This is a genomic window from Pandoraea communis, assembly GCF_902459745.1.
Taxonomy (GTDB): Bacteria; Pseudomonadota; Gammaproteobacteria; order Burkholderiales; family Burkholderiaceae; genus Pandoraea; species Pandoraea communis.
The window spans coordinates 391,974-404,166 of sequence record NZ_CABPSJ010000003.1 but is presented as its reverse complement, the minus strand read 5'-3'; the positions used below and the strand labels follow the sequence as shown (position 1 = coordinate 404,166).

The window sequence follows — 12,193 nt, the reverse complement described above, 5'->3', positions numbered from 1 at the left end:
ACCCCTACACGGCACGCAAAAGCGCCAACAGGCGCCGCACGTCCGGCCCGTCCAGATCCGCCTCGGGCTCTTTGCGCGCTAGTAGCAGATCCATCAAATCGTTGTCGCTCAAATCGAGCAGCTTCGTGAGGGCGCCCACATCCTCGTCAGTCATCGAGGCTTCGTACCTGGCGAAGAATCGTTCGAGGATGAGGTCGTTTTCCAGCAAACCGCGGCGTGCCCGCCAGCGAAGGCGGGCACGCTTGACCGGATCGGACTGGTGATTGATATCCGGCATGATCGCTTGGTCAGACGGCGCGACGCACCATCAGCTCCTTGATCTTGCCGATGGCCTTCGTCGGGTTCAGACCCTTCGGGCACACATCCACGCAGTTCATGATCGTGTGGCAGCGGAACAGGCGATACGGATCTTCCAGGTTGTCCAGACGCTCGCTGGTTGCCGTATCGCGGCTGTCGGCGATGAAGCGGTAGGCCTGCAGAAGACCCGCCGGGCCGACGAACTTGTCCGGGTTCCACCAGAAGCTCGGGCACGACGTGGAGCACGATGCGCACAGAATACACTCGTACAGACCATCAAGCTCATCACGTTGCTCGGGCGACTGAAGACGCTCCTTCTCCGGTGCCGGCTCGGGGTTGATCAGGTACGGCTTGATCGAGTGGTACTGGTTGAAGAAGTGCGTCATGTCGACGATCAGATCGCGAATGACGGGCAGACCCGGCAGCGGCTTCAGAACGATCTTGTTCGGCAGATCGTTCATGTTGGTCAGACAGGCCAGACCATTCTTGCCGTTGATGTTCATCGCGTCCGAACCGCACACACCTTCGCGGCACGAGCGGCGGAATGCGATGCCTTCGTCGAGCTTCTTGAGCTTGACCAGGGCGTCGAGCAGCATGCGCTCGTGACCGTCGAGTTCAACCTCGTAGGTCTGCATGTACGGTGCGGCATCCTTGTCCGGATCGTAGCGGTAGACTTCAAAAATGCGTTTCATGATCTTGCGAATCCCTTAGAACGTCCGCGCCTTGGGCGGAACCGAGTCGACGGTCAGCGGCTTCAACTGCACCGGCTTGTAATCCAGACGGTTGCCTTCGCTGAAGAACAGCGAGTGGCGCATCCAGTTGGCGTCGTCGCGCTCCGGATAGTCGCTGTGCGCGTGCGCCCCGCGGCTTTCCTTGCGGGCTTCGGCCGCGATCATGGTGGCTTTGGCCACTTCGATCAGGTTGTCGACTTCCAGCGCTTCCATACGCGCCGTGTTGAACACCTTCGACTTGTCCTTCAGGTGGACGTGCGACACACGCTCGGCCACTTGCTTGATCTCGTCCACGCCTTCCTTGAGCAGATCCGACGTACGGAACACACCCGCATGTTTCTGCATCGTTGCACGGATGTCGTTGGCGATGTCCTGTGCGTACTCGCCCGAGCTGGAGGCTTCCAGACGGCCGAGACGCGCCAGTGCGTTCTCGCCGGCATCGGCGGGCAGCGGCTTGTGGTCGCCGTGGTTCTTCACGAAGTCGACGATGTGGTTACCGGCCGCGCGGCCGAACACCACCAGGTCGAGCAGCGAGTTCGTGCCCAGACGGTTCGCACCGTGGACCGACACGCACGAGCATTCGCCCACAGCGTAGAAGCCGTTGACCGGCGTCGATGTGCCGTCCTTCTGCAGGACGACCTGACCGTTGTAGTTCGTCGGAATACCGCCCATCTGATAGTGGATGGTCGGCACGACGGGGATCGGTTCCTTGATCGCGTCGACGTTGGCGAACTTGAGTGCGATTTCGCGAATCGACGGCAGGCGCTTCATGATCGTCTCGGCACCGATGTGCGAGAGGTCGAGCAGCACGTAGTCGCCGTTCGGGCCGCAGCCACGGCCTTCCTTGATTTCCTGGTCCATCGAACGCGACACGAAGTCACGCGGCGCCAGATCCTTCAGCGTCGGGGCATAACGCTCCATGAAGCGCTCGCCGTTCGAGTTACGCAGAATACCGCCTTCGCCGCGCACGCCTTCGGTGATCAGCACGCCCGCACCGGCCACGCCGGTCGGGTGGAATTGCCAGAATTCCATGTCTTCGAGCGGAATGCCCGCACGCGCGGCCATGCCCAGACCGTCACCGGTGTTGATGAACGCGTTGGTCGAAGCGGCGTACACACGGCCGGCACCGCCGGTTGCGAACAACGTGCACTTGCCTTCGAGCAGGTAGACGTCGCCGGTTTCGAGTTCCAGCGCCGACACGCCGAGGACATCGCCCTCTTCGTTACGGATCAGATCGAGCGCCATCCACTCTACGAAGAAGTGGGTCTTGGCTGCCACGTTTTGCTGATACAGCGTGTGCAGCAGCGCGTGACCGGTACGGTCGGCAGCCGCGCAAGCGCGCTGGACAGGCTTCTCGCCGTAGTTGGCCGTGTGGCCGCCGAACGGGCGCTGGTAAATCGTGCCGTCCGGGTTACGGTCGAACGGCATGCCGAAGTGTTCCAGTTCGTAGACGGCGTTCGGTGCCTGACGGCACATAAACTCGATCGCATCCTGGTCGCCGAGCCAGTCGGAACCCTTGATCGTGTCGTAGAAGTGGTAATGCCAGTTGTCTTCGCTCATGTTGCCGAGCGAAGCGCCAATGCCGCCCTGAGCAGCGACGGTATGCGAACGGGTGGGGAACACCTTGGACAGCACAGCCACCGACAGACCGGCCTTGGCCAGTTGCAGCGACGCGCGCATGCCCGAACCACCTGCGCCCACGATGACGACGTCAAAGCGGCGGCGCGGCAGCGAATTTTTAATTGCAGCCATTCTTTACACTCTCCACAGAATCTGTGCGGCATAGCCGGCACAAGCCAGCAGCCAGACGATCGTCAGCGCGTACAGCGCCAGTCGCACACCGACGGGCTTGACGTAGTCCATCCAGATGTCGCGAACGCCGACCCACGCGTGATAGAACAGCGCGAGCAGCGTAACGAACGTGGCCAGCTTCATCCACTGATGCGCGAAGATGCTGGCCCAGCCTTCGTAGGAGAAATCCTTGGCGGCAAAGAACCACACCAACAGGATCACGGTGTACACGGCCATGATGACCGCAGTCATGCGCTGCGCAATCCAGTCGCGCAGGCCATAGTGCGCGCCCACGACGAGGCGCTTCGAACCGATATTGTTCTGTGCCATCTTAGAACGCTCCGAACAGCTTGAGGGCGACGGCCAGCGTCAGCACCAGCGACACGGCCAGAACGACCACTGCCGAATTCTTACCGCCTTCCTTGCTCACCGCGTCGTGATTGAAGTCCATGCGCAGATGGCGCAAGCCGGCGCAGAAGTGGTGCAGGAAGCCCCACGACAATGCCAGGATGACAAGCTTGACAAACCAGTTGGAGGCGATGCTTCGCAGAACGTCGAAGCTGAGTTCCGACGTGAGGCTCTGTTCGAACAAATAAAGCGCGAACGGCAACAGAAGGAACAAGATCACACCGGCAATACGGTGCAGAATGGAAACGATACCAGCCGGCGGGAGACGGTACGTGACAATCTGTCCGATACCGATATTCCTGTAGACTGGCCGCTCTTTTTTTACCACTTCAGCCATGCTAGACCCCATGTAGTTACATCAGCCCCGGATTTTAGCGCCGATTCTAGTGCGTTGCACCATACCGGTTCCAATGCTCCGGAAATTCCCGCCAACGGCGCACGACACGCCGCCCCTCATGCCTAGACTTCAGGCACTGACCGGCCACGACGCCGGCTCGCACCTGGGAAGTCGCCCTGCCCTCTCAACTCAATTCGTTCTGGTAGTGATGTTCCGTGGTGACGTACCAGCCCCGGCGCACTTCCACCGGTTTGTCCCCATAAGTGTAGGAAACGCGCTCCACACTCAGCAGCGGGAACCCCTTCGGCACCTTGAGCAGATCCGCAGTCACGTCGTCTGCGGCCACAGCGCGGACTTTTTCCACGGCGCGGATCATGCGGGTACCGAATTCATCTTCGAACAGGCCGTACATCGGCCCCTTGTAATCATTGAGCCGCTCTGCCGTCAGTCCGCGGAACAGCGCGCCCGGCAGCCAGATTTCATCGAGCACCGTCGGACGGTCCGAGAAATCCATCATGCGGCGAATGAGAATGACGCCATCGCCCGCACGCAGATCGAGCTGACGCGCGATTTCCGCCGGTGCACGCATGCGGCGGCACTCGATCAGGCGGCTGGGCGGGTGATGGGGTTCGCCCGAATCGGGCGCAAGACGCAGAAACCGGAATTGCACCCGGTCTTCATGGTGAGTCGCAACGAACGTGCCACGCCCTTGCCGGCGCACCAGCAGATTCTCGGCGGCCAACTCGTCGATGGCTTTGCGCACCGTTCCCTGACTCACCTTATAGCGGGCAGCCAGGTCGACCTCACTTGGAATGATCTCGCCGGGCTTCCATTCGCCGGCCTGCAGGCTCTGCGTGATGAGCCCTTTGATCTGCTGATATAGTGGACTGAATGTCGGCGACGCTCCCGGGGCGGCGGCACCCTGCGGGGCCTGGGAGGCCGGTGCGGCGTCGCGCGTGCTGTCCTGTCGCTGCGGGGCATCGACAGGCGGCGTAGTGTTGGATGTGTCGCGAACGTTCGCATTCATGGCGGCGATTTGACCACAAATCAAGGCCCTCGTCCATCGAATAACAGCAATAATCCTATGTCTTATATAAGACATAAGATAGAGTTGACATTCGTTGCGACGGCTCCTACACTGGCGCGGGCTAACAGGGGCCTGCAGCCGCAGCACGGCTATCATATAAGAGAGTCCGGTGCTTCGCACTCATCGACGGCAGCACACCCCGCAGCCCGCAAGCTTCCGTAGGTCAAGGAATTTTAGAAGCTTCATGTGACGCGGCGCTGTCAGCCTGGCAAAAAAATGCCACCCGGACGGCGAGCTTACCTTAAGCTTCGCAGGAATTTGTACACGTCTGGAGAGATTCTCATGGCAAAACCCGCAATGCGTGTCGCCGTCACCGGCGCCGCTGGCCAAATCGGCTACTCCCTGCTGTTCCGCATCGCCAATGGCGACATGCTCGGCAAGGATCAGCCCGTCATCCTGCAACTGCTCGACCTCCCGCAAGCTCAAGCCGCCGTCAAGGGCGTCGTGATGGAGCTGGAAGACTGCGCGTTCCCGCTGCTCGCTGGCGTGGTTGTGACCGACGACCCGAAGGTCGCCTTCAAGGATGCCGACGTCGCCCTGCTGGTTGGTGCCCGTCCGCGCTCGAAGGGCATGGAGCGCAAGGATTTGCTCGAAGCCAACGGCGCAATCTTCACGGTGCAAGGCAAGGCTCTGGACGAAGTCGCCAAGCGCGACGTCAAGGTGCTCGTGGTCGGCAACCCGGCCAACACCAACGCCTACATCGCCATGAAGTCGGCACCGAATCTGCCGAAGGAAAACTTCACCGCAATGCTGCGCCTGGATCACAACCGTGCCCTGTCGCAGATCGCCGCCAAGACCGGCAAGCCGGTCGCCAGCATCGAAAAGCTGGCCGTGTGGGGCAACCACTCGCCGACGATGTACGCCGACTACCGCTTCGCCACGATCGACGGCAAGAACGTGAAGTCGATGATCAACGACGACGTGTGGAACAACGACGTGTTCCTGCCGACGGTCGGCAAGCGCGGCGCCGCCATCATCGAAGCCCGTGGTCTGTCGTCGGCCGCTTCGGCTGCCAACGCTGCTATCGACCACATCCATGACTGGGTGCTGGGTACGAACGGCAAGTGGGTGACGATGGGTATTCCGTCGGACGGCTCGTACGGCATTCCGCAAGACGTGATCTACGGCGTGCCCGTGACCTGCGAAAACGGCAAGTACAAGCGCGTGGAAGGCCTCGAGATCGACGCCTACTCGCGCGAGAAGATGAACATCACGCTGAACGAGCTTGAGGAAGAGCGCGCCGGCGTGGCACATCTGCTGGGCTAATCCCCCGGGGACTCGACCCCACGCGATGCCAAAAGCGTCGCAAGGGGCCGAAACTGCGCCGGCGGCTACCCCCAGTGCCGGCGCACCCCCTCCCGACAGAGGGAACGTTTCCAGCAGTCATCGTGTCGACCGGAGCTATGATCGAAGTGACGACATTTAGCGCAAAAGACCGCGCCGTCTATCGCACCATGACCCTGGCACCGCCCCAAGCAACACCGAGAATACCGAGCGACTTCTTGGCCAAGCGAATGCAACGCCTCACTGCCGCACAGAGCGCACCGGACCGGATGCCCGGCGTGTGCGTAATGCCTGCGGCGACCGTGCGGCGCAACGTTTCGCGCCCCGTTCAGCGTTTGCTTCGCCAAGCATCCCGCCCCCTTCGCGTCATGACCGTCCTCAAGGGCGGCAACATGAGCTCGCGTAGTCCGATCCGGCGTGATGCCGAATTCCACACTGCAACACCCCTCCAGCGACGCCGGTTCGTACCGCCGCCGCCCGCTGTGCTTGGCGCAAGGGAATTGAAAAAATTTGTATGGTGACGCCGAACAACGCAAACTTCGTACGATAATCTGCGCTTTTGTCGGCTCTCACCCATTGTTTGGAGATTCATCATGAAAAAGCTTTGCCTGACCGCACTGGTCGCCCTGTGTTCCGCTACCCTTGTGCCGACTGCATTTGCTGCTGAGCAATCGGCCGCCCAGACGGCCAAGAAGCCCGCACCGAAGAAGAAAGCACCGGCCAAGAAGAAAGCGACCGTTGCTGCGGCGCCGGTGCAACCGGACGAGGGGTCTGAACAGTGGAGCTGCAAGGAGAACCAGAAGCTGTTCATCAAGGGCGACATGAAGCGCGACCAGATCCTCACGATGTTCTTTGATGGCCGCAACTACAAGTTGCCGCGCCAACAGACGACGACTGGCGCCGACCGTTTCTACGATGCGGCAAGCGGAATGGACCTGGTCGTGATCCCGGCCAAGGCCATGCTGTTCACGCACCGCGATGGCGGCAGCCGTCTGGCTGACGAATGCGCAACGCAAGCGATGGCGGAGCAGAACAAGCTCGCCCCGACCCAATCGGTCGAACTGATCAAGGTGACCAACTGAGGCTTGTCCGGTCGACTCGGACGCCGATTGCATGATGCGCCAGCCGCTTTCCTGCTGCAGCCTCAGCCATACCCGTAGTCCCCGGTACGCCGGACACCCGGCGCACTGGCGTCGTAGCGGGCACCCGCGAGAGTGCCCGCGCGACGCCGCCTTCTGCTAAACGCATCACCACCGCTTCGTTTTTCTGTATCACTCAAGGAAAGATCATGGCCCACAACCTCCACAAAACGCTTAAAGAGTTCAAACTCAGCGGCAACAAGAAAGGCAAGTTCTACTCGCTGCCCCAACTGGGAAAAGCCCTGGGTGTGAATGTCGAGCGCCTGCCGGTGTCGATCCGTATCGTGCTCGAATCCGTGCTGCGCAATTGCGACGGCAAGAAAGTCACGGAAGCGCACGTCAAGCAACTGGCCAACTGGAAGCCGAACGCTGAGCGTACCGACGAAATCCCGTTCGTCGTGGCACGCGTCGTGCTGCAGGATTTCACCGGCGTGCCGCTGCTGGCCGACCTGGCCGCCATGCGCAATGTCGCCGAGCGTCAGGGCAAAAACCCGAAGCGCATCGAGCCGCTCGTGCCGGTGGATCTGGTGGTTGACCACTCGGTCCAGATCGATCACTTCCGCGAGAAGAAAGCGCTCGACCTGAACATGAAGCTGGAATTCCAGCGCAATAACGAGCGTTATCAGTTCATGAAGTGGGGTATGCAGGCGTTCGATACGTTCGGCGTCGTGCAACCGGGCTACGGCATCGTGCACCAGGTGAACCTGGAATACCTCGCACGTGGCGTGCACAAGAAGGACGACGTGTTCTACCCGGATACCCTCGTGGGTACCGACAGCCACACGACCATGATCAACGGCATCGGCGTGGTGGGCTGGGGGGTGGGCGGCATCGAAGCCGAAGCCGGCATGCTGGGTCAGCCGGTGTATTTCCTGACGCCTGACGTGGTCGGCGTGGAACTCACGGGCCGTCTGCGCGAAGGCGTGACCGCCACCGATCTGGTGCTCACGATCACGGAAATGCTGCGCCGCGAGAAGGTCGTCGGCAAGTTCGTCGAATTCTTCGGCGAAGGCACGTCCAGCCTGACGCTGCCGGACCGCGCCACCATCGCGAACATGGCGCCGGAATACGGCGCAACGATGGGCTTCTTCCCGGTCGACGAAAAGACCATCGACTACTTCAAGGGTACGGGCCGCACGAAGAGCGAAATCGACGCCTTCGAATCGTACTTCAAGGCGCAGAAGCTCTTCGGCATTCCGAAGTCGAACGACATCGACTACACGAAGACGCTCAAGCTGGACCTGGGCACGGTCGCGCCGTCGCTGGCCGGTCCGAAGCGTCCGCAAGACCGTATCGAAATCGGTAACGTGAAATCGACCTTCAAGGATCTGTTCACGAAGCCGGTGGCTGAAAACGGCTTCAACAAGACCGAAGAACAACTCGACACGACCTACAAGACCGACAGCGGTATCGACGTGAACAACGGCGACGTGCTGATCGCGGCCATCACGTCGTGCACGAACACGTCGAACCCGAGCGTGCTGCTCGCCGCCGGTCTGCTGGCCAAGAAGGCCGTGGAAGCCGGTCTGAAGGTGGCGCCGCACATCAAGACGTCGCTCGCCCCGGGAAGCCGCGTGGTGACCGAGTATCTCGAAGCCGCCGGCCTGCTGCCGTACCTCGAGAAGCTGGGCTTCGGCGTGACGGCCTACGGCTGCACGACCTGTATCGGCAACGCCGGCGATCTGACGGCCGAACTGAACGACACGATCGTGAAGAACGATATGGTCGCGGCGGCCGTGCTCTCGGGTAACCGTAACTTCGAAGCGCGTATTCACCCGAACATCCGCGCCAACTTCCTCGCCTCGCCCCCGCTCGTTGTGGCCTACGCCATTGCCGGCAATGTGCGTCGCGACCTGATGACCGAGCCGGTCGGCAAGGGCAAGGGAGGCCGCGAGATCTTCCTGGGCGACATTTGGCCGACCAGCGAAGAAATCCACAAACTGATGAAGTTCGCGATGAACGCGAAGGTCTTCAAGACCAACTACGATTCGGTGAAGGAACCGAGCCCGCTGTGGGCCAAGGTCAAGGGGTCGAAGGGTCAGGTCTACGATTGGCCGACGTCGACCTACATCGCCGAGCCGCCGTTCTTCGACGGTTTCTCCATGGATCCGAAGACCGATATCGAGCCGATTCACGGCGCACGCGCCCTGGGCGTGTTCGGCGACTCGGTCACGACCGACCACATCAGCCCGGCCGGTTCGATCAAGGAAACGTCGCCGGCAGGCAAGTGGCTGCTCGAAAACGGCGTGCTCAAGGCCGACTTCAACAGCTACGGCTCGCGTCGCGGCAACCATGAAGTGATGATGCGCGGCACGTTCGCCAACGTCCGTATCAAGAACCTGATGATCCCGGCGAAGGAAGACGGTTCGCGCGTCGAAGGCGGCCTGACGATTCACCAGCCGAGCGGCGAACAACTGTCGATCTATGACGCCGCCATGAAGTATGTCGGCGAAAACACCCCCACGGTGGTGTTCGGCGGCGAAGAGTACGGCACGGGTTCGTCGCGTGACTGGGCAGCCAAGGGCACGCAACTGCTGGGCGTGAAGGCGGTCATCGCGCGTTCGTTCGAGCGTATCCACCGCTCGAACCTGGTCGGCATGGGCGTGCTGCCCCTGCAGTTCAAGGGCTCGGACAGCGCACAGTCGCTGGGCATCACGGGCGAAGAAACGTTCGACATCGAAGGTCTGACGGCCGACATCAAGCCGCAACAGGATGTCACGCTGGTGATCCATCGCAAGAACGGCGAAACGCAAAAGGTGCAAGTCCTGCTGCGCATCGACACGCCGATCGAAGTGGATTACTACAAGCACGGCGGTATCCTGCCGTTCGTGCTGCGTCAACTGCTCGCCGCGGCCTGATTGGCGGTTGGTAGCAAGCAAAACCCGGCCTCGCGCCGGGTTTTGTCGTTATTGGAGACGATTGCGCGCAGGGCGCTGTCATGTCCGAAAATGACTAGCACCGCTTCGGTCTCGCGCGTAGAGTGACAGCCATGTCCTCCCCCTTGCCTTGCCGGCTGCCTTGCCCATGACGCTCGATCCCGAAGTCTGTTACAAGGCCGTCTCCGCTCGCGACCGGCGTTTCGACGGCTGGTTTTTCGTCGGCGTCTCGTCCACCGGCATCTACTGCCGCCCCGTGTGTAACGTTCGCACGCCGCGCTTTGAAAACTGCTCGTTCTACGGCAGCGCCGCCGCTGCCGAGAAGGCCGGCTATCGCCCTTGCCTGAAGTGCCGCCCCGAACTCGCGCCCGGCGGCGCACGTTTCGATGCCAGCCGCGAACTCGCCGATGCTGCCGCAGCCATGATCGACGAAGGCTTCCTGAACCGCGCCGGACTCCCGGCCCTCGCTGCCCGCATCGGCATCACGGAGCGCCACCTGCGCCGTATCTTTGCCGACGAATTCGGTGTCTCTCCCGTCGAGTACGCGCAGACGCAACGGTTGTTGCTCGCCAAGCGCCTGCTCACCGATACCGCCTTGCCGGTCACGGAGATCGCCCTCGCCTCCGGCTTCGGCAGCGTTCGACGCTTCAACGGCCTGTTCAAGACACGCTACGGTTTCGCCCCCGGCCGGCTTCGCCTGAACGCTCGTCACGCCGCCCTGCCCGACGGCGATCTCGTCTTCCAGCTTGCCTACCGGCCGCCCTTCGCCTGGCACGCACTGCTCGACTTTCTGGGCGACCGGGCAATTGAAGGTGTCGAACTACGAGAGGGCGACGTCTACACGCGCGCACTGAGTATCGAGCGACAAGACGGGCAAACGGTCGCCGGATGGTGCCGCATCGCGCTGCTGCCGGATCGTCACGCCCTGCAAGTGACGTTGCCGCCGGTGCTGGCCGGCAGCGTGCCGCAGGTGTTGGGCAAACTGCGCCATCTGTTCGATCTGGGCGCGCGTCCAGACGTCATCGACGCGCACCTCGGGCCGCTCGCCACAACGACACCGGGCCTGCGGGTGCCGGGGGCCGTCGACGGCTTCGAGATGGCCGTGCGCGCCGTCGTCGGCCAGCAGATCACGGTCAAGGGTGCCCGGCGCTTGCTCGGGCGGCTCGCGCAACGTTTCGGCACGCCCCTGCCCGTGCCGGCGCAAGGTCTGACGCACACCTTCCCCAGTGCCGCACAATTGCTCGCCGTGCCCCCCGAGGCACTGGGCGAAGCCGGTATCATTCGAAGCCGAATTGCCGCCATTCACGGGGTCGCGCAGGCGATCGTCGATGCTCACCTGCGGCTTGACCCGCTAGCGCCACTAGAAGCCACCGTGAAGGCGCTGCTCGCGATCAAGGGCATTGGGCCATGGACAGCGCAGTACATCGCCATGCGCGCCCTTGGCTCGCCCGACGCGATACCTGTCGACGACCTGGTACTGCGTCAGGCGCTGGGCGTGGCCGATGGACGTGCCGTCGCCGCACGCACGACCCAGTGGGCACCGTGGCGCGCGTACGCAGCGCTGCACATCTGGCGGGCGGCGGCGCAGGGACCGACCGGCCAGCCGGTCGAGACTTTGCAGGAGGTGGACACATGATCCGCTACGAAACGTATTACGACAGCCCGCTGGGCGAAATGCTGCTCGTCGCGAACGGCGACGCGCTCACCGGCGTGTATTTCTCGCATCAGAAGTACTTTCCGCAAGACGAGGACGTGCGCCGCAAGGGCGACGATCTTGCCCTGCTCAACGAAGCAAAGCGCCAACTCGACGAGTATTTTCGCGAAGGACGCCGCACCTTCGAACTGCCGCTGGCCCCCGAAGGCACCCCGTTCCAGCAGCGCGTCTGGGCGGCGCTTTGCCGCATCCCGTTCGGCGAGACGCGCAGTTATGGCGATCTCGCTCACGCGTTGGGCGACGCGAACAAATCACGCGCCGTCGGTGCCGCCAACGGGCGCAATCCGATAACGATCATCGTGCCTTGTCACCGCGTGATCGGCGCGGACGGCACCCTCACCGGCTATGCCAGCGGCGTCGAGCGCAAACTCGCGCTGCTCTCGCTCGAAGGCGCTGCGCTGGCCTCGGTCGCCGGCGCAGGCACGGGGGCGACGCGTCGCACGAGGCTGTCGGCGCCGGCCAATCTTGCGTTCGATTTCTGACGATATCCGGCCGCCGGTGTCATGGCGCCCGGCGGGCGCGCGCCCCG

General features: G+C 62.4%; 12 protein-coding genes. 6 read left to right on the top strand and 6 right to left on the bottom strand.

All coding sequences use genetic code 11. The features are described from left to right. Positions 1 to 4 precede the first annotated feature (4 nt). The 6 genes from PCO31110_RS12640 to PCO31110_RS12615 form a co-directional block, all read right to left on the bottom strand. Positions 5 to 277 carry an FAD assembly factor SdhE gene (locus tag PCO31110_RS12640; protein WP_010807371.1) on the bottom strand — a complete coding sequence of 91 codons (273 nt, stop codon included), beginning with the start codon at positions 275 to 277 and terminating at the stop codon, positions 5 to 7. A gap of 10 nt (positions 278 to 287) precedes the next feature. Continuing rightward, positions 288 to 992: a succinate dehydrogenase iron-sulfur subunit gene (locus tag PCO31110_RS12635; RefSeq protein ID WP_023873897.1), complete on the bottom strand. Its 705-nt coding sequence runs from the start codon at positions 990 to 992 to the stop codon at positions 288 to 290. Positions 993 to 1,004: 12 nt separating this feature from the next. Continuing rightward, positions 1,005 to 2,780 (bottom strand): succinate dehydrogenase flavoprotein subunit, encoded by a 1,776-nt coding sequence (sdhA, locus tag PCO31110_RS12630; RefSeq protein ID WP_010807373.1) that lies wholly within the window; start codon positions 2,778 to 2,780, stop codon positions 1,005 to 1,007. A 3-nt stretch (positions 2,781 to 2,783) separates the two neighbouring features. Further along, complete coding sequence (sdhD, locus tag PCO31110_RS12625; RefSeq protein ID WP_010807374.1) at positions 2,784 to 3,149, bottom strand: succinate dehydrogenase, hydrophobic membrane anchor protein; 366 nt, start codon at positions 3,147 to 3,149, stop codon at positions 2,784 to 2,786. A 1-nt stretch (position 3,150) separates the two neighbouring features. Then, entirely contained in the window at positions 3,151 to 3,564 is a 414-nt protein-coding gene (gene sdhC, locus PCO31110_RS12620) for a succinate dehydrogenase, cytochrome b556 subunit (RefSeq protein WP_010807375.1), read from the bottom strand. Positions 3,565 to 3,748: 184 nt separating this feature from the next. Next, positions 3,749 to 4,591 carry a GntR family transcriptional regulator gene (locus tag PCO31110_RS12615; protein WP_010807376.1) on the bottom strand — a complete coding sequence of 281 codons (843 nt, stop codon included), beginning with the start codon at positions 4,589 to 4,591 and terminating at the stop codon, positions 3,749 to 3,751. A gap of 342 nt (positions 4,592 to 4,933) precedes the next feature. Between PCO31110_RS12615 and PCO31110_RS12610 the strand changes: the two genes are divergently transcribed. From PCO31110_RS12610 to PCO31110_RS12585, 6 genes are all read left to right on the top strand, one after another. After that, a complete protein-coding gene (locus PCO31110_RS12610; RefSeq protein WP_010807377.1) occupies positions 4,934 to 5,917 on the top strand; it encodes a malate dehydrogenase in 984 nt (327 codons plus the stop codon). A gap of 137 nt (positions 5,918 to 6,054) precedes the next feature. Further along, positions 6,055 to 6,456, top strand: coding sequence for a hypothetical protein (locus PCO31110_RS12605; protein WP_144265674.1), 402 nt, complete (start codon positions 6,055 to 6,057; stop codon positions 6,454 to 6,456). A 72-nt stretch (positions 6,457 to 6,528) separates the two neighbouring features. Next, complete coding sequence (locus PCO31110_RS12600; protein ID WP_010807378.1) at positions 6,529 to 7,017, top strand: hypothetical protein; 489 nt, start codon at positions 6,529 to 6,531, stop codon at positions 7,015 to 7,017. Positions 7,018 to 7,223: 206 nt separating this feature from the next. Further along, on the top strand, positions 7,224 to 9,932 hold the full coding sequence (gene acnA / locus PCO31110_RS12595) for an aconitate hydratase AcnA (RefSeq protein ID WP_010807379.1): 2,709 nt from the start codon (positions 7,224 to 7,226) through the stop codon (positions 9,930 to 9,932). 166 nt (positions 9,933 to 10,098) lie between these two features. Next, positions 10,099 to 11,586, top strand: a complete 1,488-nt coding sequence (locus PCO31110_RS12590) for a DNA-3-methyladenine glycosylase 2 family protein (RefSeq protein WP_150690574.1) — start codon at positions 10,099 to 10,101, stop codon at positions 11,584 to 11,586. After that, positions 11,583 to 12,146 carry a methylated-DNA--[protein]-cysteine S-methyltransferase gene (locus tag PCO31110_RS12585; protein WP_010807381.1) on the top strand — a complete coding sequence of 188 codons (564 nt, stop codon included), beginning with the start codon at positions 11,583 to 11,585 and terminating at the stop codon, positions 12,144 to 12,146. The genes PCO31110_RS12590 and PCO31110_RS12585 overlap by 4 nt, the downstream gene beginning before the upstream one ends. Positions 12,147 to 12,193 lie beyond the last annotated feature (47 nt).

Bases quoted from the DNA above. Each gene is read 5' to 3' on its own strand.
- PCO31110_RS12640 (WP_010807371.1), bottom strand. From the start codon at position 277: ATGCCGGATATCAATCACCAGTCCGATCCGGTCAAGCGTGCCCGCCTT.
- sdhA (WP_010807373.1), bottom strand. From the start codon at position 2,780: ATGGCTGCAATTAAAAATTCGCTGCCGCGCCGCCGCTTTGACGTCGTC.
- sdhD (WP_010807374.1), bottom strand. From the start codon at position 3,149: ATGGCACAGAACAATATCGGTTCGAAGCGCCTCGTCGTGGGCGCGCAC.
- sdhC (WP_010807375.1), bottom strand. From the start codon at position 3,564: ATGGCTGAAGTGGTAAAAAAAGAGCGGCCAGTCTACAGGAATATCGGT.
- PCO31110_RS12615 (WP_010807376.1), bottom strand. From the start codon at position 4,591: ATGAATGCGAACGTTCGCGACACATCCAACACTACGCCGCCTGTCGAT.
- PCO31110_RS12610 (WP_010807377.1), top strand. From the start codon at position 4,934: ATGGCAAAACCCGCAATGCGTGTCGCCGTCACCGGCGCCGCTGGCCAA.
- PCO31110_RS12605 (WP_144265674.1), top strand. From the start codon at position 6,055: ATGATCGAAGTGACGACATTTAGCGCAAAAGACCGCGCCGTCTATCGC.
- PCO31110_RS12600 (WP_010807378.1), top strand. From the start codon at position 6,529: ATGAAAAAGCTTTGCCTGACCGCACTGGTCGCCCTGTGTTCCGCTACC.
- acnA (WP_010807379.1), top strand. From the start codon at position 7,224: ATGGCCCACAACCTCCACAAAACGCTTAAAGAGTTCAAACTCAGCGGC.
- PCO31110_RS12590 (WP_150690574.1), top strand. From the start codon at position 10,099: ATGACGCTCGATCCCGAAGTCTGTTACAAGGCCGTCTCCGCTCGCGAC.
- PCO31110_RS12585 (WP_010807381.1), top strand. From the start codon at position 11,583: ATGATCCGCTACGAAACGTATTACGACAGCCCGCTGGGCGAAATGCTG.